The sequence below is a fragment of the Mangrovibacterium lignilyticum genome (assembly GCF_010882175.1).
GTDB classification, from domain to species: domain Bacteria; phylum Bacteroidota; class Bacteroidia; order Bacteroidales; family Prolixibacteraceae; genus Mangrovibacterium; species Mangrovibacterium lignilyticum.
In genome coordinates, this window is the sequence record NZ_WKLH01000001.1 from 944,690 (window position 1) to 970,588 (window position 25,899).

The window sequence follows — 25,899 nt, forward strand, 5'->3', positions numbered from 1 at the left end:
ACTATGTATATACTAGCATCAACACAAGCTTCTAACTTTGTCTCCGGTGTCGACCGGGCATTCCTGATTATCCTGGGTATTTGCTTCTTTTTCCTCATCGGGCTTACCCTGACAATGGTCTATTTCATATACCGTTATAATCGGAAAAAGAATCCGATAGCGACACAGATCACAGGAAGTAATACCCTGGAAGTAGTCTGGACAGTTATTCCGACCATCCTGGTGCTCATCATGTTCTACTATGGATGGGCCGGTTGGAAACCGATGAAAACAGCCCCTGACGATGCCTTCGAAATCGACGTTATTGCACGCATGTGGAATTTTACCTTTGAATATGACAACGGCAGAAAAACAGACACCCTGTTTGTTCCGTTAAACAAACCGGTAAAACTAAATCTGAATTCGATGGATGTTATTCACTCTCTTTATATCCCTGCTTACAGGGTAAAAGAAGACGTGGTCCCCGGAAAAGAAAAATTCATGTGGTTTATTCCGGAGAAGGAAGGCACGTTCGAATTGTTTTGTACCGAATATTGCGGCTTACAACACTCCTACATGTACAATTGGGTGAAAGCTGTTCCGCAGGATGAATTTGACAAATGGTATACCGACACCACAGCCAAAGTTGCATCAGCAACGGTCGATTCACCGACTGCTGCCGGTAAACGAATCATGACTAACATCGGTTGTTTTGCTTGTCATACAGTCGATGGGAATAAACTTGTTGGGCCAACCTTTAAAGGTTTATACGGGCACGAAGTAACGGTTAAGGCCGGCGGCGAAACCAAAACGGTTGTGGCCGACGACGAGTATATCAAAAATTCTATCTTAGATCCTAATTCGGAAATTGTTGACGGCTATAACAAAGGCTTGATGCAGTCGTACCAAGGTCAGCTCAGCGACACCGAAATCTCTCAAATTATCGAGTATCTTAAATCATTGAAGTGAGTAAAAATAGTTTACGTTCTCTTATTAAAATCATTCTGGAACTGGGCAAAGCGCGTATCTCTTTGCCCGTTGCTTTATCTGCCTTAACCGGTTATGTTTTACATTCAGGCACCGTTGGTGCACCGGGCTGGTATCTTACAATTGGCGTTTTTCTGGTCTCCTGCAGCTCCGGCGCAATCAACCATTGGCAGGAGTACGATACCGATGCCCTGATGCCCCGGACCAAAGACCGCCCCATCCCTTCCGGGGCTATTACACCTGTATTTGCCATTGGCGTTGCCGCAGCGTATTTCATTGCCGGCAGCATCATCCTGTTGCTTCATTTCCCGTACGTGGCATGGATTGCGGCAGGCATTACTTTACTCTCGTATAACGGCATCTATACCCCCTTAAAAAAGGTGACAGCCTTCGCGGTCGTTCCCGGCTCGCTGGTTGGAGCACTTCCGCCGTATATTGGCTGGCTGGCTCATGGCGGTTCAATTACCGATCCGACAATCTTTCTTGTAGCCACCTTCTTCTTTATCGGGCAGATTCCACATTTCTGGCTGCTGCTGCTCATGTTTGGGAAAGAATACAGCCTTGCCGGCTATCCCAGCCTGCACAGTATTTTCAGCGAAAACCAGATCAAACGGCTCAGTTATACCTGGATTCTGGCAACCATCGCTTCGGCTTTGCTCATTGCCCTGAAAGTATTTATTGGCCGCACAACCCTGTTTATCCTGATGTTCTACATCTTCTACCTGCTGTTTTCGACCACCATCGAACTGTTTGCCAAGAAAGACCTTCGGGTTCGCCCCACCTTCTTTAAGCTGAATTTCCTGTACCTGTTTATGATGATTGCACTCATCGTCGACAGCCTCTTTCATCGCCCATGAACCTAATATAAAATAGCTTGTTCTTTCAATTGAGATATCCCTATTATTACATATATTGTCTGGGAAAATGAAAAAAGCAAGCCATATGTTTCTCGCAGGAATTATTACAGGAGTTTTAATCAGCCTGGCGCTGGTTTTCCTACTGGCACCAAAACTGATGTTTTCTGTCAGTGAAAGCAAATACGATTTTGCCACAACCAAAGCACTCATTGAAAAAGCGACTCCGGAAAACCAATGGAGTATGCCGCACCAGTACGATCTTCAGGCAACCATGAAAAAACATGGTTTTGATGTTGATCCGGTTACCGTCTTTTCGATATGCAAACCCGACATCGCCGTCAAAATACTGGGCAACGATGTCAACCGGCACATCTCGGCCATGATGCCATGCCGGGTAGCGATTTATGAAAAAGAAGACGGCAAAACCTATATTGCCCGGATGAATGCCGGCTTACTGGCAAAGCTGTTAGGAAACGAAGTAAATGCGGTTATGGGTGAAGCCGAAACCGGAAGTGAAATAATACTGGAATCGGTTCTGAAGAAGTAACGGTCAGTGGTCAGTCACAGTCACAGTCGCAGTCACAGGCGCAGTGATCAGTTTTCAGAATAAAAAGCAAAACACAATTAAAAAATAAAACAGATGAAACTAACCACCATCTTATTCGCCCTTAGCATCGCTTTATTTACGGCCTGCTCCAACAGCGCGAAACAGCCAGCCGATGCAAACACCGCAACCGTAAGCGCTGAACCGGTTGAAATTGTTTATCATGTTGAAGGAATGACCTGCGATCACTGTGAAGAGAGCATTCAAAAAGGAGTCGGCGAACTTCCGGGAATTAGTTTGGTAGAAGCCAATCACGAAGATTCGACCACCAAAGTGATTTACGATCCCTCAAAAACCGACGAAAAAGCCATTGCCGAAGCCATCGGGAAACGGGGCTATACGGTGGCCGGGAAAAACTAACCGCCGTTTTTGCGGGCCGACATAGAAGCAACAGCAAAACCCGTTACCGGAAGAGATTGCTTCGTCGTACCTCCTCGCCATGACGAAAGTCTCGCGTGAAGGAAAGAAGCCAATGGGCGCCCCAGCCGCCCATTGGCTTCTCTTTTTATAAAGCCGCACCGTCATTGCCATCCGGCAACAGCCGGAGAAGCAACCTCCTTCCCCAATCATCGCGCTAAGTGGGAAGATGCCAGGCGAAAACGAAGAAAGCCGGAACAAGTCCGGCTTCCTGGTTATAGCGATTGAAAGTACATCCCTGGCCAATAATAACAGGGCTATCCGATCACCCTTTATGCCTCGTCATTGTCATTTATAGTATTACCTCGTTTTTTAACAGTTTCATTTGTTGCTTCAATTATTTGATTGACGGTTGCTGCATATTCACCGTAGGTCGCTTCGTCGGCAACGAGCATCCCATTCAGGAAGGTTACCAGCTTGTTATTCAACAACGGAATCAACGCGCGTTTAATCGCCGTTGCACTTTGCAATTGACCTTCCTGCGCCTGCTCCTGCTGAAACGCCAGCTTGGCAGCATCAAAAGTATCCTGCGAAGCCTGCAAAGCGTCAATCAAATCGCTGCAACCAACAATAGCTGCGATTGAAACCTGGAGGTCGGCTTTGCCCAAATCCTCCAGTAACGAGTTCAGGTACGACGTTTCTGTATCATAATTCTCATCGGTAACCGAGAGACCATAGTATTCCAAAACACTGAACACCTGGAGAGCTGCAGCTTTAACCACTGCGTCGGGATTGAAGGTAGCACCATACAACAAATGGTATAAGGCATGATGATCGGCATCGCGTTGTTCATCTTTAACTTCCAGGTCCGATTCAGCTTTTTGGCGTTTAATGGCTGACGTTAGTTCCTGGTTTTTCGGGTCTATTTCACCAAAAATGGCAGCTAAAGCAACATTTGTTGCCAGCGTTCCTTCATGGTAAGCTTTGCTAATTCGGCCGGTCGTAGCATTGGCCTCCGAATTACGGCACTTGTTCGATAATTTTAAAACTCTCATGTTATTCTTTATTTATGAGGCAAAGATGCGGGGTGATTCTGATTGTCCTGCAGGATAGTAGAGGTGCTTTCACGAATCGTTAATCAAGTTATGACAAATAACCCGCTTAAGAAGAATCATTGCTTTATGTTTGTCAGCATATAATAGTGCACATTTGATTTAAACCGGTGTATTCTGAATCGATGGAAACGACCTGTTCTTTTGGCGGGGTCGTTTCCATGCGTGCTTGCCTCGACCGACCGTCCGCGAAGCAATTTCCATCCGTGTTTGCCTCGCCCGACCGTCCGCGAAGGCGTTTCCATCGGTGTTTGCCTCGCCCGGCCATCCGCGAAGGCGTTTCCATCGGTGCTTGGCTCCACCGGCCATCCGCGAGCCAATTTCCATGCGTGCTTGCCTCCACCGGCCGTCCGCGAAGCAATTTCCGTGCGTGCTTTCCTCACCAACCAGCAAAGCACTTGTCCGTTGAAAAGAAAAATAGGCTATGTAAAATAATTGAACGGGATGTTGTAAATTGAGCGGTGAAAACGCCAGTATCGCAAGCCTGCCTAATAGCGGGATCTATTTACCTGGTAGGTATCTACCGACGTTGGCGGTCATTCCCCCTATCAAGAAACCTCGATTAATTTCTTTTGCTAACATATAGTTAACACCACTCTACCCTGAATATTGTAAATTGTAAAACAAACAACAGAGCCGACAGAAAACAGCGCATATTTTCTTCAGCCTGCTGCTCTCAACCGGATCGTTGACCTAAGCAGGCGAGTCAAAAAGCCCAAAACATAAATGGGAAAACCGTTGACTGCGAACCGTTAGAACCGCCCTCGGACTATCAGTCGCTTTAGAGAACGGCCGTTACGTATTGCGAACATGAACAAACAAACGTGGCGCATTCCGGCTATCGGAAATACCGAACAGCTGCCAAAACTTAGTGATTAGCATCAAGGGGTACCAAACATTGTCGATGAGTTTCGAGCATATAAAAAGACTCTCAATCATATGGTACCCTGCTAATCCACCTGCAATAAGAAGGCTCAGATACCAGGTAGCTTTCCTACATCAAAAAAAAGAAGGGCCACCTGACAGCCAAGTGACCCTTCTTTTTTAAACTATAATCGACTAAAAATGATGATGCACACTTTCTTCCAGGTAAGGGTGATTTTTCGGTATCAGGCTGGCCTTTGCCAAATAGGTAATCAGGACCAAAATAAACAAACCGGCATAACCTAACCAACTCCCGATTTCAATCAGACCAAATTTGGCTTCATGAAGTGTTGCCGGCCAGATCTCGTAATACAGTTCAACATATTGGCCAATCATCAACAGGATGATCACCGGCACCATGACCAGCTTACTGCGTGAATTACTTCGTGGCATCAGAAACAGGAACGGAATGAACCAATTCAGAATAATACTGGCAAAAAAGAGGATCTCAAACGGGCCGTGCCAGCGATGCACGTAATACGAAGTTTCTTCGGGAATATTACCGTACCAAATCAGCATAAACTGCGCAAAGGTGAAATATCCCCACACAATTGCCAACATGAAGATATAGCGGGTAAAATCGTGCAGGTGCGAACGATTCAACACTTTCAAGTACCCAAACCGATGTAGAAGAATCACGACTAAGGTGATCACAGCCGCACCATGGTGGAAGGCCGATATGAACATCTTGGCGGCAAAAATGGTACTGAACCAGTGCACTTGCAAGGACATCAGCATATCGATTGAAAACGCCGAAAAAGTAACCGCCACAATAAAAATAAATATTTTAGACAGGAGCTCTGATTTATGAAAATGAGCCATTCCGCCTTCTGCATCTTCTTTCAGCGATACTTTGCGGAGCCACTTAGTCATCAAGATCCACAAGCCAAAGAATATAATGATCCGCACGGCAAAGAACGGCAGGTTCAAATAGACCGACTTGTGCTGGATAAGACGATCTGAAGCAACTTCTTCGGGATGCGACCATTCATACAAGGAATGAACGCCAAAAACCAACAGGATAAAGAAAACCGCTGCGAAAGGCAGGTATGCAGATATCGCCTCAGGGATTCGTTTAAAGGCTGCAGACCATCCGGCCTGAGAAATGTATTGAATACTGAGAAAGAAAGACGCTCCCACAGCAATAGAAACGAAGTAGAAATTATTTAACAGGTAATTCGACCATGCTCTCCCCGGATCAGTTAAAAACCCGATGGCAAAGGTAACAATCCCAATGGCAATCAATCCGTAGGAAATCAATTTCAATTTCTTCGGTACGACAAATTTTTCGTCTATCATGATTTTATTTTTTACCTGTTCAGACTAATTCTTTTGCAACTCATTGCGGATGTACAAAACCGCTTTCCAACGATCATCCGGACTCAACATCGAACCATGCTCGGCCATAATCCCCCACCCGACTGTGATCACATGATACAGTTCTCCGTCGGGAATCGTACGGACCTTTTCGGACAGCAAATTCCCCGGAGGATAGGGAAACTTTTTCGACGTAAACAAGCGCCCCTGGCCATCTCCTTTATCACCATGACAACTGGCGCAATAAATTGTGTAAACTTCTTTTCCGCGTTCCATATTGGCCGTTGTTGCCTCCAATGGATTTTCAAAAGTTAATCCGGCCTGCACCCGGTCGGCATCTGTTTTTTCAAACGGGTACTGCATGAATCCACGAGGCACAGTACCGGAAATAGTGGGCTGCATGCTCTTACCATCTTTAAAATTCGGGTTTGATGTATAACTCTCATAAGCGGGTGATTTCACCATATCATCAAAATATTGCCATCCCGGGTTATTCCGGTTGTGATCGCAGGAACTTAAGCCTGCAACGAGAATGATGGCAACCAATAATTTAATTCCGTTTTTCAGGTCCATATGATGCTTTTTTGAGCAAATTCATAAATTGTGGTCAGAGACCATATGTCATTTCGTTTCTGGTACAACTGCCGACAGCTATTTAATAATTTCAGAAGCGCCACTGTCTTTCAATATCTGTTCGATTTCGCCAGCCTCGAATCCGGCTTCTCCCGATTTCAAGACCATTACAAACTTATCGTCAGTAGCTCCCGGATGAACAATTTTTGCCGCCTTACCCGGGAAAATCTGTGCCCTGGCCGAAAAAGTAAACAACGTCGTAATGGTTACAATTAATATGGTCGCTACGATCGTCACCACGATAAATGAGGGGAACGTATTGAAAGGCTTTCCGCCAAAGTTCAGGGGCCAGCTAATTACGGCGGCATAATACATCCCTCCCAGAACTGTCAAAGCACCAAACAAACCATAGAAAAAGGCTGCATGAGTAATCCGCGTTTTCTTGCCCATCCCTTCCAATATTTCGTGAATAGGATATGGTGTATAAACCTCGTCGACTTTTACACCTTTGGCTTTCACTTTTTCAAAAGCTTTCACCAAATCAAATTCATTGTCAAATACGCCTACCATAGCTTAATGATGTTCTTTAGGTTCAATTTCTTCATTAAATTTTGAAATACTCTTCACTTCAGAAACAGCAATCATTGGGATATAACGGAAGAACAGGAGTACGCCAACCGAGAACATTCCCAAGGTTCCGACAAAGAATCCGATTTCAATAATAGAAGGAGAATACGTTGCCCAGTTAGCAGGCAAGTAATTTTTGGTCAGCGATGTGATAACAATGTTGAAACGCTCGTACCACATACCAATATTTATAAATATCGAAATTATAAAAACAATCCATAACCTGCTTCGAACAGCTTTAAACCAGAACAATTGAGGGATCAAAGCATTACACGTAAACATCGCCCAAAACTGGAAGGCATAATCGCCAGTTATCCGGTTCTGGAAGAAGGTAAACATTTCGTATTGTGAACCGGAATACCAGGCCATGAAAATCTCAGTCAAATAAGCGGTACCCATGATTAATGAAATGAAAATCAAGATTCGGCAAACCGCATCAACGTGTGAGTCTGTAATAAAATCAGTCATATTGTACAGCTTCCTCATCAGTGTTACCAAGGTTAATACCATAGCAAAACCTGAAAAGATTGCACCAACCACAAAGTAAGGAGGGAAGATCGTGGTATGCCATCCCGGCTCAACAGATACAGCGAAATCGGTAGATACAATAGAGTGTACCGATACAACCAACACTGCTGCAATACCCCCCAGTACAAAACTTAAAGCTTCGAAACGTAACCATTCTCTGGACGAACCGGTCCATCCAAAAGCGAAAAATCCATAGACCGCTTTTTTGATTTTAGATTTGGTCGTATCCCTGATCGTTGCAAAATCCGGAACCATACCAAAATACCAGAAACTAGCCGAAATTAACAGGTAAGCTGAAATCGCTACGAAGTCCCAGAACAGCGGAGAATTAAAATTCACCCACAAAGGGCCACGTGTATTGGGATAGGGGAAAATGAAGAAAAATAACCAGGGACGCCCCATGTGCAATAAAGGGAACAAACCGGCACAACCTACCGCAACAACGGTCATTGCTTCAGCAGCTCGGTTAATAGCAGTCCGCCATTTTTGTCTCAATATCAACAGAAAGATGGAGAATGCCGTACCGGCGTGGCCGATCCCAATCCACCAAACAAAGTTGATGATTGCCCAGCCCCAACCGACTGTATTATTCACCCCCCAGGTACCGATACCGGTAGAGATGGTGACATATTTACAATAGATTCCCCAACCAAACATGGCCATACTAATCGTCATGGCGATATACCACCAACGCGGTGTTTTGGCATCAATTGGGGCCAGAATATCCTGCGAAATTTTCGACAGTGACTTATCCCCCTGAATGAGCTTTCCTCTGATCGACGTTTTATACATACACTCTGGTTTATTTCGGATTTATTAGGCTTTATTTCTCACTTTAGTCAAATATCCAACTGATGGCAAGGTGTGTAATTCCTCCAAAAGGTGGTAGTTACGCTTGTCCTTAAACAACTTACTGATCTTACTTTCCGGATTTTTAAGATCACCGAAAACAATGGCATTACCCGGACAAGATTGCTGGCAAGCTGTTTTGATTTCACCGTCTTCAATCATACGTCCACCCAACTTGGCTTCCTGCTTTTTCTCCTGAATGCGTTGTACACACATGGAGCATTTTTCAACGACCCCACGCGAACGAACCGTTACATCGGGATTCAGGACCATACGACCTAAATCGTTGTTCGCATTATAATCGAATTTATCGTTGTTTACATACTGGAACCAATTGAAACGACGTACACGATAAGGACAGTTGTTAATACAGTATTTTGTTCCGACACAACGGTTGTAAGCCATTTGATTCAATCCTTCAGCACTGTGTGGCGTTGCAGCAACCGGACAAACATTCTCACAAGGAGCATTGTCGCAATGCTGGCACATGACTGGCTGATGGGAAACCGTTGGATTTGCGGGGTCACCAGAATAATAGCGGTCGACGCGAATCCAGTGCATGATGCGGCGATTACGAACCTGCTCCTTGCCGATCACCTGAACATTGTTCTCGGCCTGACATGAAATGGCGCAGTTTCCGCAACCGGTACACGAATTCAAGTCTATTGCCATCCCCCAATGGTGTCCTTTGAATTCAATTTCTTTATAAAGTGTTGCATGATGTTTTTCATGTTCCTCATGCAATTCATTTCCGGCATCAGGTTTTAATAAATATTCGTCCAGATTCGATTCGCGAACAATTGGCCGTCCCTCCATACTGTGATGAGTCTGGGATAATGCCAGCGGAAAAGTTGCCTCCGCGACAACTTCAACAGTAGCGTTGTCTATCCGATACTTGCGCGATCCGTTTTCCTCACTAACATAGGCGTACATATTTTTACCAACTTCGTCACCAACTTTCCCGGCATATACACGGCCATAGCCAAGGGCAACAGCAATTGTATCTTTGGCTTGTCCCGGTTGTATGAAGACCGGTAATTCCAATCCGTTTACCGTGATCACACTTTCATTTACCAGTCCTTTTTCTTCAGCGTACGCAACCGGAACCGAAGCGTAATTATCCCAGCTTATCTTTGCAATCGGATCGGGAAGTTCCTGCAACCAGGGGTTGTTGGCATATTTACCATTCCCCAAGGCTATGCTCTCATATAAAACAACTTCAGTTCCGGACTGTGACTCAGGAAGCTTGGTTACTGCCACGCTTAATCCTTCGTCACTGTAGGAAATGTCTGCACTCGAAGGAGTTTCGAAAACGCCTTTTTGCAAGGTATAATTCCAGAATAAACGAAAATCGTTATAGTCGGATTGTTTTGAATAATAATCGCTTTCCCATACTGATTTGATGAAATCGCCGTAAGTCATCGCTGTGCCTGACCAAGTCAACAGGCTTTCCTGTACACTGCGCGAGTCAAACAGAGGAGCGATTGTAGGCTGTGCTAAACTGTACAAACCCATTTTCGGCTCCAGGTCGTTCCAGGATTCTAAATAATTAGGTTCCGGCAAAATGTATTGACAGGCACGGGCCGTTTCATCCTTGCGTTCGGCAAATGAAACCGATAACTTCAACTTGCGGATGGCAGCTTCCAACTCTTGCCCATTTGCCTGATCGTATACAGGATTCACTCCCCAAACCAACAGACCATCCAGTTTCCCGGCTAAAATATCTGCATTTAATTGGGTCATTTCACGATCCAGCCCCTGCCTGGTCAGCAATGCAGAATCCCACAAGACAGTCTGTCCGTAATTCCCTAATAATTTATTGATTGCGTTAACAAGTAGCTGCACATTTTCGTCGTTGCTCCCTGAAATAACGATCGACTTTCCTTTTGCCGACAACAGTTCATCGGCCAACGAGCTAACATCAACAGCGCTTTCGGCCCCGGAGAACTGCTCCGCCCCTGTTTTCGCAGCAATTGCATTGTACAATGCCAGAATAATACCGGCTTCCTCGGATGGTTTCACAGGGAAACGTACATCGGCGTTTGAACCGGTTAACGACAGGTGCGATTCAATTTGATAATGACGCAACATGTCTCTCTGTCCGTCATCCAACTTCCGGGCTGCCGTATATTGTTTGGTGTATTCAACCGGAGACAACCAGGTTCCCAGAAAATCGGCTGCAAAACTAACAACCACTTTGGCTTTATCGAAGCGATAATCGGGAATGGCGCGTTGCCCAAAATTTCTCATATTGGCAGCTAACATACCGGAAGAAGAATTCGCATCATATTGAATCCACTCACTCCCGGGATAACTCTCCATAAATTGTTGAATTAATTTCCTTGTTGAAGGCGAGATGACTGTCTGAGTCAACAAAACGGTACGTCCACCCGCTTCTGAAATCTCTTTCAAAGCTTTGGGAATTTCAATATCAGCATCTCCCCAGGTAATCTTTTTGCTCAAATTCTCAGGGCCTTTATAACGAGCACCATCATACAAATTGAGGATGGAAGCCTGAACCCGGGCACTGGTTCCTGATTGTGAAATCGGGCTTAGCTCGTTCCCTTCAATCTTAATCGGACGGCCATCGCGTACCTTAATGACAACACTGCAGTAATCACCCGCATCGTAATAACTTGATGCGTAATAATTGGCTTTACCGGGAGTAATATCCTCGGGCTTAACCAAATAAGGAATTGCCTTTTCCACAGGTCGTTTACAGCTTGCCACAATTGAGGCTGCAGCCAAACTAAAACCCAGTGTTCTCAGAAAATCGCGCCGCGAATTTCCGCCATTGCCGCCTTCTGATTTATAAAGCAGGCTCTTTTGCTTCGCTTCTTCCCGGGCTTCCTGAATTCTCAATGCCTTCGGGTCTTGCAGTTCTTCAAGACTTCTCCAGTAGGTTTTCATCAAAAAGGTATTTAGTTTCGTGTATTCAGTTAAGGTCACCGACCTCAGATTATATTTTTGGCTTTGCTTTTCGGGCAAAACCAAGCTTAGCTGCTCTATTTCAATAATGACATCGCATGCAGTCATTGGCTCCAATATCTTCGGCTTTAACCGATGCCAAGTCTCCGATTTCCATTTCCTCATGCATTTTTGCAAAGGATTCGTAGTAACCATTCTCTTTAAACTTCACATCTGTTTCGCGGTGGCAATTCACACACCATCCCATCGAAAGATCCGCATTTTGCCTCATGAGGTTCATTTCTTCAACCGGCCCGTGACATTTTTGACAATCGAGTTTAGCGACTCCAACGTGAATCGCGTGACTAAAGAAAACATGGTCGGGAAGATTGTGCAGACGGACCCACTCAACGGGTTCCTTATTTTCGACAGCATTGACAATTTTTGCAATCTCAAATTTCCCTGAGTTTGTTCCTTCACGAATTAGAACGTGACAGTTCATACACAAATTCATCGCTGGAATTCCCGCCGATTTGCTGCTCTCCGCTGTGTGGTGACAATATTTACAATCGATGCCGTTTTCTCCGGCATGAACTTTATGCGAAAATTTAATTGGTTGATCGGGTGCATATCCCTGTGAACGCCCCAGCTTGATTGCTTCTTCACTGATCACTTTCCCCTGATAGCCCAAGGATCCCAATAAAACGATTACCGGAATAATACGATATTTAATTCTTCTGAAAAATATTAGTTCCAATAACGCCCAAGTGATCAACATTCCGAAAAACAAAAAGATAAGCAGATTATTAATGCTTGGTTTAATCGGCTTCGGACCAACCATAGCCATATTGTCCAGGTAAGCTTTAACTGTTTTCAAGTCTTCCTCTCCAATATTAATCCCCGCATGAACCACTGTAAGCTTATTCCCTACCGGCTCCTCAATTGACGCTTTAAAGGACTCGAAATCGCGATCGGCATATTTGATCGCAATAGCCATAGCTGAAGGATTCCAGTTTAGGGTGTCGGTTGCTACTAAATTATGGCACGATACACAAGATTGTCCCTTGAAATTGAAAGGCAATAACCCTTTAAAAAATCGCTCTCCTCTTTTGATATCATCGTGCGAATGACCGTCAATTAACCCATGTTGCTCTTCAGCAAACACAAAGGTGGAACTTAAAATAAAAATTAATGTAATTAAGGAAGCTAAAGATAGGAACCTACACATAGGTCTAGCAGGGGACGTTAGTTTCATGCTTTAAGCTTTAGTTTTATTCTTTTTATCTAGGGTTTTTCAACTCAAAACTTTAACAAACTTCTGGTTTGAAGGTTCTAAGCATAAAATAAAAAAACACTCGAAATACGTTGACCGATTTTAGCGGTTCAATATATATTTTATAGCAGACGACTTAATCACCTGCTTTTAAATCATTTAGATTTAAATATAAGAAAACAAAACATCTAATAAAACTATACACATAAAATAATCATAGAAATAATCAATGACAAACTAAAGACTTTGTGTAATTTTCTGCACCAGTTTCATATTATCAAAAAATTCTTTGGCAACTACACGCAGTATTGTATAAACCGGAATTGCCAGAATCATTCCCAAAATTCCGGCGAACCCACCGGCTGCCATAATCACCAAAAAAATCTCCAATGGATGAGCTTTGACACTGTTTGAATAAATAAGTGGCTGAAATAAAATATTATCAATGACCTGTACTGCTGCAAATACGATCACCATTAATCCCAATAATGGCAAAGTATGCGACGAAAAGTCAGCATGAACATTAACGGCTATTCCAATCAACAGACCAACGGCAGCTCCCATCCAGGGACCGAGATAAGGAATAATATTAAACAGGCCGCAAAATACGCCAATAACAACGGCATGCCGGAATCCGAGACCGACAATTGTCAATCCAATTGTTACCATAAAACCGACCAGTAAAACTTCGGCAAGCAAGCCGATAAAATACCTTCTTAATAACAAATGAATGGAATGCATAATGCGATCCGTCCTTTCTTCATATCCGCTGGGCACTAAAACCATCACACCATCACGAAACATGTTTTCTTCTTTTAAAAAGAAAAAAGTAATAAACGAAACAGCAAAAAATGCCAGCAACAACTCCCCCAATGCCCCTGCAATGATTCCTACAAAGTTTGAAACCTGTTCCATCCCTAAATGCTCTTTAACTGATCGCTGAAAAAGGTCAGCAAAAAGAGTCTGAGCGGAGTCCACCGACTCATTCCCGATTGTCTTCATAAAACGAACTAAGGGTTCATCGATAACAGCAAATACCGCGTCCGGATTAATTGTAGACAACTCAGCAAACTCACTGGCCAAAAGCGGTATTAAGAAACGGAAAGTACCAAAAACAAGAAGCCAGATAATAATCAAAGTAATAAATGCACTAATGGTTTGATTAAATTTGATTTTACCAATTCGTATATTCGTAATCATTCGCACCAACGGTCGCCCCATGAGTGAAAGAATCACCGAAATAATTATATATGTTACAAGAGAGCTGAAATACCACATCAAAAACAGAAGGACCAAAGCACCTGCTGCGAATAACCAATAACGTGATTTACCTATTAACTGGATCATATTGAAGGATTTTAAACCAAATTAGAACTTCCATAAAAATCAATCAGCATGAATGCTAAAAGCACCAAAGCCAATTTTATAAAATATACATATAAAAACCATAGGAAAATAGCCAAACAGCGAAAGGACAAAACTTTTATTCTTTTCTACTGTATGTTTAACAAATTATTGATTTCAATCCACATTTTTTGATAAATTTGCTATAGGGACAAAAAGAATGAAGAAAAACAATCTCAAAGTATTATTAGTCGACGATGAACAGGATGCAAGAGACATCTTGAGGTACTACTTGAATGACATACCCGACATCGGTCCGATTGAAGAGGCTTCAAATGCAGAAGAAGCTCTCTTTAAATACATTGACTTTAATCCTGACTTGGTTTTCCTGGACATTATGATGCCGGGACGAAACGGAGATGAGCTAATTGAATTGTTGAAAAAAAAGGATCCCAATTGCCACATCATTATCGTAAGTGCGCACAAAGAGTCGGCTATCATGGCCATTCAAAATAACATATACGATTTCATTTTGAAGCCCATTGATTTTGGCATTCTGATCGAAAAGGTTGAAAAGTATCAGTTCATGATGCAAAGCAGCATTGAAGAGAAGTTCAAGAAAGTGCTGAGCATGGTCGACCAGGGAACCAAACTCAAAATATCATCCACCAACAGTCACATACTGATAGACCCTGCAGATATATTATATTGTGAAGCAGATGGTTCGTACTCTTATTTGGTTATGGATAACGGAACAAAAGAACTTGCAAACACTTACCTGGGTAAACTTGAGAAAATATTGGCTGAACAACGCTTTTTCCGCGTCAGCCGGTCTATTTTGATCAACCTTGAGAAGCTTTCGCATGTTAATAAAGCAGAAAACACCTGCACTTTAATCGGCACAGACTTTGACGTAGAAATCAGCGGATCCAAAAAGCAGATTAAGATCTTGTGTGAAATGGATTTAGATTAAGAAATGATCGACAGACAGATTACAGCAGTTATAATTGACGACAACGAGGATGCGATTTCTTTGCTTGAAATTTACCTTCAGGCATTTAAAGAGATTGATGTGGTTGATAGTACAACCGATCCGAAACGTGGCGTAAAAATCATCAAGAAGGTACTACCCGACATCGTCTTTCTGGATATCGACATGCCCGAAATGAACGGCTTGGAAGTTGGTCAGATCATTTTAGACAGCGAACTAAAAACCGAAGTTGTGTTCACAACAGCACACAGCCAATATGCTTTTAATGCGCTAAATATTAAGCCGCTTGATTATCTGGTAAAACCATTTGGGCCCGCAGATCTGATTTCTGTCATCAACCGATTTAAAACCAAGCTCAAGAACGAAGAATTTGAAAGGCGCATGGATTTTTTCATGCGCACAAACCGAGTTATTCCCAAAATTAAACTGGGCACCCGAACCGGAATCATCCTCATCAACCCGGATGACGTCATGCTTATTCGCTCAGATGGCAACTACAGCCGTCTTTATTTGAAAGATGGGAAAGAAGAGCAAATTACTCAAAACATTGTAAAAGTTGCGGAAGCACTGGACTCCCCAAACATCCTGAAAGCCAACAGATCTGCTTTCATCAACCTGCAATACCTGAAACGCATTGAGAAAAAGAAACGAATTTGCTACCTGAAACACAAAGAGATTTCGTTGGAAGAATCAATCAACCGTCCAAGTTTGATTTATTTTGAGAAGCTGAATTGCTTCCCGATTACCTAAAAAAATACCGGTTTCAATGTTTCCACTGACAACCGGTACTCTATATTTTCGCTCTAAATAGCTATTATTTCTTCAAAAGTACATACTCCAGCACTTCGCTGATCGTACTCACAAACCGGAACTTTAAACCTTTCAGGTAAACATCTTTTATTTCTTCCAGGTTTTTACGGTTATCTTCAGACATAATGATCTCCTTGATTCCAGCACGCTTAGCTGCCAGAATCTTTTCCTTTATACCTCCAACCGGCAACACTTTTCCGCGCAGGGTGATTTCACCTGTCATTGCCATGTTTTTCCGGACTTTTCGCTTCGTCATTGTCGATGCCAGCGATGTCACCATCGTAATCCCGGCTGAAGGACCATCTTTCGGAATAGCACCTTCCGGAACATGGATATGCCAGTTACTATTGTCGAAAACATTGTTATCAATGTCCAACTCATCAGTATGAGACTTCAAATACTCCAAAGCCAGCATGGCTGACTCTTTCATCACCTCGCCCAGGTTTCCGGTCAATGTCAATGCGCCTTTACCCTTACTCTGACTCGATTCAACATAAAGGATCTCACCTCCCATGGCCGTCCAGGCTAAGCCGGTAACTACTCCCGGAAATTCATTTCCCTGGTAGGTTTCACGCGAATATTCGAAAACGCCCAAATATTCCCGGATATCAGCCTCTGTTAATTCAACATTGTACGAATCTTCAAAAGCGATTTTACGGGCTACACGACGGATAACCTTAGCTATTTTTTTATTCAATTCCCGAACACCGGATTCACGCGTATACTTATCAACGATCAATTCCACAATATTGCTTGGAAAAATAAGCTGACCTTCCGTTAATCCGTGATTTTCCAATTGTTTCGGGATTAAGTGACGGTTGGCGATTTCGATCTTTTCTTCCAGAATATAGCCATTTACATCGATCAGTTCCAGACGATCGCGCAGTGGCGGCGAAATGGGACCCAATGTATTGGCCGTAGCAATGAACATCACTTTTGACAAATCATACTCCAGCTCAATATAATTATCGTGGAATTCCATATTTTGTTCAGGGTCCAAAACCTCCAACAAAGCAGACGCTGGGTCTCCGTGGAAATCACTCGAAACCTTGTCTATCTCATCCAAAATAAAAAGCGGATTGGAAGATTTCGCCTTCTTAATATTCTGCAAAATCCGACCAGGCATCGCGCCAATATAGGTCTTGCGGTGTCCTCGAATTTCAGATTCATCATGCAAACCGCCCAAACTCATTCGAATATATTTTCGACCAAGTGCCTTAGCAATAGATCTCCCCAATGAGGTTTTACCAACTCCCGGAGGGCCGTACAAACACAGAATGGGGGCTTTCATATCTTTTTTCAATTTCAGAACAGCGAGGTGTTCCAAAATACGTTCTTTTACTTTCTCGAGACCGTAATGCTCTTCATCCAAAATCTGTTCTGCATGCCGCAGGTCGAAGTTGTCTTCGGTATATTCATTCCACGGTAAATCCAATAGCGTCTGACAGTAGGTAAACTGAACAGAATACTCACCGGCGGCAGGATTTAAACGCGCAAGTTTTGTTACTTCTTTCTCGAAAAAAGCACCGACTTCTTCCGACCATTTCTTGTCTTTCGCAGCTTCACGAAGATCGGCAATCTCTTGCTCAATGGGATTTCCACCCAACTCATTCTGAATGGTTTTTATCTGCTGATTTAGTAGATATTCCCGTTGTTGCTGATCGAGTTCCAACTTCACTTTGGACTGAATATCCTTCTTCAGCTCCAACATCTGAACCTCCTTCACCAAATAAGAAATCGCTTGAATACCACGTTCGCGCAAATCGGCTACTTCAAGCAAACTTTGTTTCTCATCGACTTTTAAATCCGTGTTCGAGCAAATGAAGTTGATCAGGAAAGTAGAGTTCTCGATATTCTTGACCGCAAAACTGGCTTCAGGCGGCACATTTGATGAGTATTGTGCAATCTTAATCGACAAATCTTTCAAAGAGCCAACAATGGCACTAAACTCAGCAGTATCCGCCTCTGTTGTGACTTCCTCCAAGAGATTTACACGAGCCTTGAAGTAAGGAAACTCTTCCAAATACTCCACCGCTTCGAACCGACGTTTTCCCTGAATGATAACCGATGTAGAACCATCCGGCATTTCAAGAATCTTCAAGATCTGAGCAACTGTTCCTATTTTATATAAATCCTTCTCTTCCGGATCATCAACAGCCCCATCGATTTGTGTGACGGTTCCCAATAACTTATCGGAGCGAAACACTTCCTGGATCAGCTTTAACGATTTTTGACGACCAACTGTAATCGGAATTACCACACCCGGGAATAAAACTGTATTCCGAAGCGGCAATATTGGCAGTATATCCGGAGCCTGGAAGTTTTTCAATTCCTGCTCATCTCCATCCGCAATGATCGGGATCATCTCGCTATCATCTTCTGAAATACCGCTAAATATCATAGTCTTTACTACTTGTTCTTTTTTATTTCCCATTATTCTAGTTTGAAAGGCAAACCTGACAATCTGACGTCGTCACCTGCCGATTACACCAAGCATCTAAATTGGCAATCACCATGCCAAATCCCAGATTCATTCGATCTTAAAACTTTCGGGAGACCGCCGATTTATCAAAAATTGCTGTCAACAAGCGTTGGTCAGCGTCCGTCAACACAGTGGAGCGACGAGCCATGACCTGCGCTGCTGTTCCAAAAACCGTTTTCAATTGATGAACTTTATAGCCATGAACGCCACCATCCGAAAACGAAGGAACAAACTGACGCGGAAAACCTGCACCATGAATATTACAACCGACTCCAACAACTGTTCCGGTATTAAACATGGTATTAATTCCGGCTTTAGAGTGGTCACCCATAATTAATCCACAAAACTGCAGACCGGTTCGGACAAATTTACCTTCCGGATAACTCCACACTTTAACCTTATCGTAGGTATTCTTAAGATTCGAAACATTGGTACCAGCCCCTAAGTTACACCATTCTCCCAATACTGAGTGTCCTAAAAAGCCATCATGTCCTTTATTGCTGTATCCAATCAAAATAGAATGGCTAATTTCTCCACCGACCCTGCAATAAGGGCCGATACTAACCGGTCCGTATATTTTAGAGCCCAAATTAACGACCGAATGTTCGCCCAGGGCCAATGGTCCTCGAATCAGGGCACCTTCCATAATTTCAGCACCTTTCCCGACATAAACAGGACCAGCACTGGCATTAATCGTGGCGAACTCAACACGTGCACCTTCCTCTACAAAAATATTTTCAGGAGCAATCACGTTATTCGAACCACTCAAGGGGGCTGACTGGCGCCCGGCGGTCACCAATTCAAAATCGAGCTGAAACTGATTACCACTCGCCTCATTCAAATCCCATGCGTATCGAATGTTATCCAGATGACCGTCAAAATTGTCCCACTTGATTGTCTCCGACAAAGCCGGATAAGATTTTACCTGAGCCGCTGGAACCCGAAGTGCAACAGGAATTCCCTGCCATTTAATCCCCTCGAAACTCTTCAGCTCTTTCACTTGCTTCGCCAATTCATCATTCGGGCAAATATGTGCCGAAATCAAGAGATTATCCTCCGCCAGTGTCAATGGAAACTTTTCTTTCAAATACAATTCTGTTTTGAACGAATAATTTCCGCTCAAACGAAGTTTCCATTTCTCAAAAATAGTCAAGATACCGGTACGTAAAGAAGCTACCGGACGGGTATAACAAAGTGGAAGTAAGCAGTTGCGCTGATCTGTTTCAAATAGGATTATATTCATTTCAGAAAGTTTAACTATCAAAATTAAGATAAAAAAAAAGCTTCGCGAAAGCGAAGCTCTAATTTATCGTAGTATACGTCAATTATTTCTTACGTGAATCCATGTGTTTCTGGTAACGGTTCATGAATTTGTCCACACGACCTGCCGTGTCAACTAATTTCATTTTACCAGTGTAAAATGGATGAGAGCTGCTTGAAATCTCCAGTTTAACAACCGGATATTCAACGCCTTCAACTACTTCGGTTTCCTTTGTCTGAATGGTAGACTTAGTCAAAAACACAGTACCGTCTGACATATCTTTGAATGCCACCGTACGATAATTATCTGGATGTATTTCTTTTTTCATCTCTGATCTCTTTTACTACATTATTACAATCGGGGTGCAAATATACATACACCTATTAAAATCCCAAAGCTTTTTTTATTTTTTTTCACCAACTTTTTCAGCATTAATGATTGGTGCCCGTTCAAATGGCTTATTTCGGTCGAATAAATAGCGCATAGTGTAATGCGTTTTCGTGTGTTTACCACCAACCGATTCATACAAAGACACAACCTTCGGATTAAAATCGCCAGCCCAACTGAGCTCCATTTCCTTGTACCAATTTTTGCGATACATAACCGGACGCAGGTGCCAAAACATCGCTGCGTCGACTCCGGAACGCTGGAATTTCGGCACAATTCCAATAATTAAGCTACGCGTACGCGTCATCGTTTTGCGCTTTTTTAGCCACATGAACTTCAAAATACCCCATAAATTCAGCTTACCTTTCATTTTTATCAGAATCTGATTCAAATCGGGTACCATTACAAACAAAGCGATCGGCTCGTCTTCGTGATACGCGAACCAAATAAATTCGGGCTCTAAAATGGGCTTTGCCGACTTCAAAAAGTCCCGCAAATCATCTTTATCCAATGGCTTAAAATGCTCGTGAAAACGCCAGGCATTATCATAAACAGTAGCAAAATCGTCAATAAATTGGTCTTTCTTGTCCCACGAGAAATGTTCGAACCTAAATTGAGGCTTTTTAGCAACCCACTCCGCAACTTTCCAGAAACGGTCCGGCAACTCGGGCAAAGTAGTATCCAAGTGATAGCTAAACTGCTGGAAATACATTTTAAATCCGTACTCTTCGAATAACTTCTGGTAGTACTTCGGGTTGTAGGGCATACCGAATCCTTGTGGCATAAAACCATCAACCAACAGCCCCCAATTCATATAGTTCTCGCCAAAATTAACAGGCCCATCCATAGCCTCCATATTTCTTTCTTTCAGCCAATCGCGAGCAGCATTGAACAATTTATTGGCCGCTTTTTGGTCATCAACACACTCAAAAAAGCCACATCCTCCAGTTGGCTGCTCAAAGGTATTCGACTTATCGTAGTTAATGAAAGCACCAATGCGTCCAAGCAATTTCCCGTCCCCACTGGTAAGCACCCAACGAATCGCTTCTCCGTTTTTAAAAGACGGATTCTTTTCCGGGCTGAATGTATCTTCAATCATCCCTTCGATTGGTGGCGCCCAGTTCGGATCGCCTTTATAAACTATGTGCGGAACCTTGTGAAATAGTTTCCGGCTTGGAGCATTGTCGACAATTTTTAGTTGCATGTTGAATTTAAAAAATATGAATTTGCCAAATTAATCTAAAAAAATAACTCTCACCATGAGAATTGCTAGTCCTCTATAATCGGTGCCCGTTTGAATTCTTTGTTCCGATCGAACAAGTATCGTAAAGTCTTGTGAGTCTTTTCGTGCTCTCCCCCTACCGCCTTGAAAATTGCAATCATCTTTGGATTGAAGTCTCCAACCCAACTCATTTCCATATCAGTATACCATGGTTTCTTCACCAATACCTGACGAAGCTGATAAAAGATTGCCGACTCAATCCCGCTTTTCTGAAACTTCGGGATAACGCCCATCACCAAAACCCGGCACCCCGTGATTACCTTCCTGCGACGCAACCAAAGCATTTTCATCAGATTATATAAATTGACCTTTCCACTTCGGATTCGTTTAAACAATTGGTTTAAATCAGGCACCATCATGAAAAACGCAATCGGCTTGCCGTCGTGATATACGAACCATATAAAATCCTCTTCCAGCATCATTTTCGATTCTTCCAACATCTTGTTGATGTCTTCCGGATCAATGCGTTTATAGTTATCGTGTTTCACCCAAGCCTGTTCATAAATAGCTATGAAATCGGCAATAAATTTCTCTTTTTGGGCAAAACGAAACTGGGCATAGGTGTAGCCAGGTTTCTTAGCCATCCAGGCTGCAATCTTCCAAAAACGCTCCGGCAAATCGGGGCTGGTAATATTTAAATGATAGCTATATTGCTCGTAATAGGTTTGAAAGCCATAGGCATTGAATAACTTGGCGTAATACGGCAAGTTATACTGCATGCCAAAGGTTTGCTGCATAAAACCATCAACCAATACTCCCCAATTAAAGAAGTTCTCCCCAATATTAATTGGGCCGTCAACGGCCTCCATGTTTTTCGACTTTAACCAGCTGATAGCTGTATCAAAGAGCAAATTCGCTGCGTCCTGATCATCAATACATTCAAAAAAACCAATCCCTCCGGTCGGCTGCTCGAAGCTATAAGCATATGTGTCGGTTACAAATGCTGAAATCCGCCCGACAACATGCCCATCTTTTTCCACGAGCCAACGCTGTGCATCGCCATGTTTCAGGCTGTTATTCTTACCCGGGTTGAACGTATTTTCGACCATGATCCGAAGTGGAGGAACCCAATTCGGATCATTTTTGTATATCGTGTAGGGCAGCTCGTGAAACGCGTTCACCGATTTCTTATCGTCTACCTGAATTATTTGCATGGGAATAAGCTTGTATAAATCCGTTCGAAAATAATACATCCCGCCCGAAAATAAAAACAGGGACACATGGCCCCTGTTTCAAATATCTTATTTCACGTTCTATTTTAGTTGCGTCGCGATGCCAACTTGGCCAGTAAACGAAGGATTTCCATGTACAACCAAATAAGGGTGACCATTAATCCAAAAGCGCCGTACCATTCCATAATCTTAGGTGCACCGCCATTCGACCCGCGCTCAATAAAGTCGAAATCCAGAATCAGGTTTAACGCGGCAATAACAACCACCACTAAGCTAAAACCAATACTCATGTTACTGTTGCCGTAAAGGAAGCCCAGATTGGCACCAAACATTCCGGCAATAAAACTGATAAAATAAACCAAGGCAATACCGCCGGTTGCTGCCAAAATCCCCATCTTGAACTTCCCGCTAGCCCGAAGTTTTCCGGAACGGAAAAGCATCAGCATCACAAAAAACACACCCAGCGTTAAAGCAACGGCACGCATGACCAAGCCAGGATACATGCTTTCAAAGAACGCCGAAATACCGCCTAAAAACAGGCCTTCAAAAACGGCATACAATGGAGCTGTTACATTGGAACTCTGCGGACGGAACACGGTAACCAAAGCAGTAATAAAACCGCCAATACCGCCACCGATCATCCAAATTGAAACGGCCGAAAAAGCCGCTTCGGGTGTTGAATAATCATAAGCCCCAAAGAATTTACGCCAAGTAAAAATAGCTGCAAAAGTAACGATCAATAACATCAGACCGGTTTTATTCATCGTTCCGTTAATAGTCATTACACCAGAATCAGAACGACTATCCATACGATTAAAGACTGACTGCCCGAAAACCGGATTGGATGACTTTGTTAAATTCATAGTTTATAAATTTTAATTTCGACGAAATATGTAATAAAAATAATGCCAAACCTAAAAGCATTCAAAAAGCTGCCGAAATAGCAGCCTGCAATCCAGGGCACCTAAAATAAACATCTAAATATTCATGTTCCCTTCGTCCATATCGGCAATATCTTCCAGTAAAAGCGTTGCTAAATTTTTAGGATGCTCTTCTTCCATTTCCTGAACCAACTCCAGAAAATTCACGCAGGCATTTTTAAGCTCATCATTTCGATTGGCCATTAAAATGATCGATCGGTAAAAGATTTGAGCTAATTTCTGATCCTTCGCCAGCGGAAACAAAACAGGGAAGAATGTCTCGAACATCTCATTAATGGCTTTTTTATCAACCATTGCCAAACGGCCAACTAACTGCAAGCCAGCATACCGAACCAGGTGTTTTTTGCCGCAGCAGTACTCCATGGCCTTTACAAAAGCATACTTCGAGTGAACATGCAGGTTTGCAACCAGCTGCTCAACAATCTCCGAGGTCTCGGTGCTTTTGGTCCAGTAATCCATTTGCTCCTCAGTCATTTCATCCGGCACTTCCAGCAGCGTTGCCAAGATCATGGTTTCGCGCCACCCTTTGTTCCAAAGTTTCAGCGCCAGCAAATGATTTTTCCCGTAGTTCCTGGCCAACTCACGCAGGTGAATGACTGAAGCTCCCCAATTCACTTTGTAGTTTAAGCCCATCTTTTTCATTTGGGCAACAGTTTCACCGTTTTTCAAAAAACGGATCTTGACCAATAATTCCTGAAATATTTTTTCCGTTACCGGATCGTCCAATAAGATATCCATACTAATATATTACAAACTCAACGAGGTAAAATAAAAACAACAAAAGTAATGAATAGATCAGGTGGCGGGAAATATTCTGATATTTTATTACCGGGATGTTAAGCCGAGATTCAACCATCATCAGCAAGAAGACCTTCTCAAACAAGTAGGCCACAACCGTTGCAAAAGCAACACCTTCAATTCCCCCAAACTGCACAAACCAAAAACTAAGTGTCACATTCAGCACTAACTCACCAACAGAAGCCCAGGCAATGAGTGATGTTTGTTTCAACCCGATTAAAATAGTCTGCGGGAACAATAACCGGCTGGTGACAAGCAACAGGTAAATATTGAAAACACCGGCGCTCTCTCCAAAATTCGAATTGAAAAGTAGTGGAAAAAGCATGTGACTGCTCACTAAAAGCAGGCCGGACAATGGGAACAGGTACCTCGCCAAACGAGTCGATTCCTTTTTCATTTTTTCGAGCACCTCCTCAAACCGGCTTGTTCCGCTGAAGTCGGGCAACAAGGCATTACTGAAAGCATTAGCCATTAATAAAACGATCGGAAACTCGCGGGCGCCGAACCGAAAAATGGCAAACACCGATTCGTCGTAGTAAGAACGAACGATAAAACCGTCGACATACTGCGCAGAGCCACTCACCAAAGCTGATAGAATAAGTGGCAAAGACACGCCGATATGTTCCCGCTGATACGCCTTCGAAAACTGAAAACGCACATAGCGAATCAAAATAAACCACAAAACCAAGTATCGAAAAACCGCAGAAACGACCAAGCCTATTAAACAGCCACTAATTCCCCACCCCATTAAAGCGGGAACAAGCACAAGAATGGTCATTAAAACATAGCTAACAGCCCCGTAAATGACTATTCGAGCCGACTTCTTCTTCAGCAGAAAATAATACTCTGTCAAACTGGCCGGGACACTGCAAAACAAGTATGCTGCCAGCATCCACCGAACAGGGAAAGCTCCTTCGCCTGCATCTTCGGGGAACCACATACCTGCCAGCATAAAAATGAGCAACGAGCTAACCGCCGTCAATGCACTAATTAATACAAAGGCATTGAAAAAGCGAACATCGTCACCATCATCCTCCCGGTATAAAGGTAAAAAGCCCCGAATGAGGCCATTCAACCAAAAGAAACTCACGCTGCCTGCCAGGAACATAAACTGTTCATAGGCACCAATCGCTTCCATGCCCAACGTGCTCTTAGCCATAAAAACCCCAATCAGGATCATGGTGACATAACGCATCAACTGAAAAGCTTGAAGCGAATAAACAGTCGTCAATTTAAGTTTCATGATTCAAAACTATACTATCGGGTTCATCCGGCCAACTGGTTTCTGCCCGCGGTATTTGTATTTAACTTTAAAAGTGAAGAATTTTGACCATCCAAACAAGAAAGCATGAAAACAAAAAATCGCTCCAGCCTTGCAGCCGCTTCTATTGAATTTCTCCGCGAGTGGAACGATCAAAACCTGTCCGATGTTCACGTCTTCGACAACCCGCAGATAGCTACTCGTCTAAAAAATCGTCGGGTGAAGAGTTTAACTTCCTGAAAAACATCGAACAGAAGCAAACTCTGGTAGAAATAA

At 43.2% G+C, this 25,899-nt stretch carries 24 protein-coding genes; 7 read left to right on the plus strand and 17 right to left on the minus strand.

Annotated elements, in window-relative coordinates:
* Window positions 1–3: 3 nt before the first annotated feature.
* From coxB to GJV22_RS03855, 4 genes are all read left to right on the plus strand, one after another.
* Window positions 4–948 carry a cytochrome c oxidase subunit II gene (gene coxB / locus GJV22_RS03840; protein ID WP_163708934.1) on the plus strand — a complete coding sequence of 315 codons (945 nt, stop codon included), beginning with the start codon at window positions 4–6 and terminating at the stop codon, window positions 946–948.
* Complete coding sequence (locus tag GJV22_RS03845) at window positions 945–1,823, plus strand: protoheme IX farnesyltransferase (RefSeq protein ID WP_163708938.1); 879 nt, start codon at window positions 945–947, stop codon at window positions 1,821–1,823. The genes coxB and GJV22_RS03845 overlap by 4 nt, the downstream gene beginning before the upstream one ends.
* A 67-nt stretch (window positions 1,824–1,890) precedes the next feature.
* Window positions 1,891–2,370 (plus strand): DUF302 domain-containing protein, encoded by a 480-nt coding sequence (locus GJV22_RS03850; RefSeq protein ID WP_205461735.1) that lies wholly within the window; start codon window positions 1,891–1,893, stop codon window positions 2,368–2,370.
* 93 nt (window positions 2,371–2,463) lie between these two features.
* A complete protein-coding gene (locus GJV22_RS03855) occupies window positions 2,464–2,787 on the plus strand; it encodes a heavy-metal-associated domain-containing protein (RefSeq protein ID WP_163708943.1) in 324 nt (107 codons plus the stop codon).
* A 329-nt stretch (window positions 2,788–3,116) separates the two neighbouring features.
* Here GJV22_RS03855 and GJV22_RS03860 read toward each other — a convergent pair whose 3' ends face one another.
* From GJV22_RS03860 to GJV22_RS03900, 9 genes are all read right to left on the minus strand, one after another.
* Window positions 3,117–3,839 (minus strand): DUF6261 family protein, encoded by a 723-nt coding sequence (locus GJV22_RS03860; protein ID WP_163708945.1) that lies wholly within the window; start codon window positions 3,837–3,839, stop codon window positions 3,117–3,119.
* Window positions 3,840–3,998: 159 nt separating this feature from the next.
* Window positions 3,999–4,223, minus strand: a complete 225-nt coding sequence (locus tag GJV22_RS03865) for a hypothetical protein (RefSeq protein WP_163708948.1) — start codon at window positions 4,221–4,223, stop codon at window positions 3,999–4,001.
* Window positions 4,224–4,955: 732 nt separating this feature from the next.
* Complete coding sequence (locus tag GJV22_RS03870) at window positions 4,956–6,119, minus strand: quinol:cytochrome C oxidoreductase (protein WP_163708951.1); 1,164 nt, start codon at window positions 6,117–6,119, stop codon at window positions 4,956–4,958.
* 24 nt (window positions 6,120–6,143) lie between these two features.
* Complete coding sequence (locus GJV22_RS03875) at window positions 6,144–6,710, minus strand: c-type cytochrome (protein WP_163708955.1); 567 nt, start codon at window positions 6,708–6,710, stop codon at window positions 6,144–6,146.
* A 78-nt stretch (window positions 6,711–6,788) separates the two neighbouring features.
* Entirely contained in the window at window positions 6,789–7,280 is a 492-nt protein-coding gene (locus tag GJV22_RS03880; RefSeq protein ID WP_163708958.1) for a DUF3341 domain-containing protein, read from the minus strand.
* A gap of 3 nt (window positions 7,281–7,283) precedes the next feature.
* Entirely contained in the window at window positions 7,284–8,657 is a 1,374-nt protein-coding gene (gene nrfD / locus GJV22_RS03885) for an NrfD/PsrC family molybdoenzyme membrane anchor subunit (protein ID WP_163708961.1), read from the minus strand.
* Window positions 8,658–8,681: 24 nt separating this feature from the next.
* Window positions 8,682–11,807, minus strand: coding sequence for a TAT-variant-translocated molybdopterin oxidoreductase (locus GJV22_RS03890; RefSeq protein WP_205461736.1), 3,126 nt, complete (start codon window positions 11,805–11,807; stop codon window positions 8,682–8,684).
* Complete coding sequence (locus tag GJV22_RS03895) at window positions 11,725–12,618, minus strand: cytochrome c3 family protein (protein WP_205461737.1); 894 nt, start codon at window positions 12,616–12,618, stop codon at window positions 11,725–11,727. The genes GJV22_RS03890 and GJV22_RS03895 overlap by 83 nt, the downstream gene beginning before the upstream one ends.
* A gap of 513 nt (window positions 12,619–13,131) precedes the next feature.
* Window positions 13,132–14,241, minus strand: a complete 1,110-nt coding sequence (locus tag GJV22_RS03900) for an AI-2E family transporter (protein WP_163708965.1) — start codon at window positions 14,239–14,241, stop codon at window positions 13,132–13,134.
* Between the two features lie 217 nt (window positions 14,242–14,458).
* On the opposite strand from GJV22_RS03900, the gene GJV22_RS03905 reads away from it, so the two are divergent.
* The gene (locus GJV22_RS03905; protein WP_163708968.1) at window positions 14,459–15,211 is read left to right on the plus strand and encodes a LytR/AlgR family response regulator transcription factor; all 753 of its coding nucleotides are present in this window, start codon (window positions 14,459–14,461) and stop codon (window positions 15,209–15,211) included.
* A gap of 3 nt (window positions 15,212–15,214) precedes the next feature.
* Complete coding sequence (locus GJV22_RS03910) at window positions 15,215–15,979, plus strand: LytR/AlgR family response regulator transcription factor (protein ID WP_163708971.1); 765 nt, start codon at window positions 15,215–15,217, stop codon at window positions 15,977–15,979.
* A 64-nt stretch (window positions 15,980–16,043) separates the two neighbouring features.
* Here the strand turns inward: GJV22_RS03910 and lon are convergent, their stop codons facing one another.
* From lon to GJV22_RS03950, 8 genes are all read right to left on the minus strand, one after another.
* On the minus strand, window positions 16,044–18,473 hold the full coding sequence (lon, locus tag GJV22_RS03915; RefSeq protein ID WP_205461738.1) for an endopeptidase La: 2,430 nt from the start codon (window positions 18,471–18,473) through the stop codon (window positions 16,044–16,046).
* Between the two features lie 106 nt (window positions 18,474–18,579).
* The gene (locus GJV22_RS03920) at window positions 18,580–19,764 is read right to left on the minus strand and encodes a GlmU family protein (protein ID WP_163708974.1); all 1,185 of its coding nucleotides are present in this window, start codon (window positions 19,762–19,764) and stop codon (window positions 18,580–18,582) included.
* An 82-nt stretch (window positions 19,765–19,846) separates the two neighbouring features.
* Window positions 19,847–20,110: a type B 50S ribosomal protein L31 gene (locus GJV22_RS03925; RefSeq protein ID WP_163708977.1), complete on the minus strand. Its 264-nt coding sequence runs from the start codon at window positions 20,108–20,110 to the stop codon at window positions 19,847–19,849.
* 75 nt (window positions 20,111–20,185) lie between these two features.
* Window positions 20,186–21,373 (minus strand): GNAT family N-acetyltransferase, encoded by a 1,188-nt coding sequence (locus GJV22_RS03930; RefSeq protein ID WP_163708981.1) that lies wholly within the window; start codon window positions 21,371–21,373, stop codon window positions 20,186–20,188.
* A 65-nt stretch (window positions 21,374–21,438) separates the two neighbouring features.
* Window positions 21,439–22,605 (minus strand): GNAT family N-acetyltransferase, encoded by a 1,167-nt coding sequence (locus GJV22_RS03935; RefSeq protein WP_163708984.1) that lies wholly within the window; start codon window positions 22,603–22,605, stop codon window positions 21,439–21,441.
* A gap of 104 nt (window positions 22,606–22,709) precedes the next feature.
* The gene (locus GJV22_RS03940) at window positions 22,710–23,486 is read right to left on the minus strand and encodes a Bax inhibitor-1/YccA family protein (RefSeq protein ID WP_163708987.1); all 777 of its coding nucleotides are present in this window, start codon (window positions 23,484–23,486) and stop codon (window positions 22,710–22,712) included.
* A gap of 114 nt (window positions 23,487–23,600) precedes the next feature.
* Entirely contained in the window at window positions 23,601–24,302 is a 702-nt protein-coding gene (locus GJV22_RS03945; protein ID WP_163708989.1) for a DNA alkylation repair protein, read from the minus strand.
* A gap of 1 nt (window position 24,303) precedes the next feature.
* Window positions 24,304–25,605, minus strand: coding sequence for an oligosaccharide flippase family protein (locus GJV22_RS03950; RefSeq protein WP_163708991.1), 1,302 nt, complete (start codon window positions 25,603–25,605; stop codon window positions 24,304–24,306).
* Between the two features lie 105 nt (window positions 25,606–25,710).
* Between GJV22_RS03950 and GJV22_RS03955 the strand changes: the two genes are divergently transcribed.
* Entirely contained in the window at window positions 25,711–25,863 is a 153-nt protein-coding gene (locus GJV22_RS03955; RefSeq protein WP_163708995.1) for a hypothetical protein, read from the plus strand.
* Window positions 25,864–25,899: the final 36 nt, after the last annotated feature.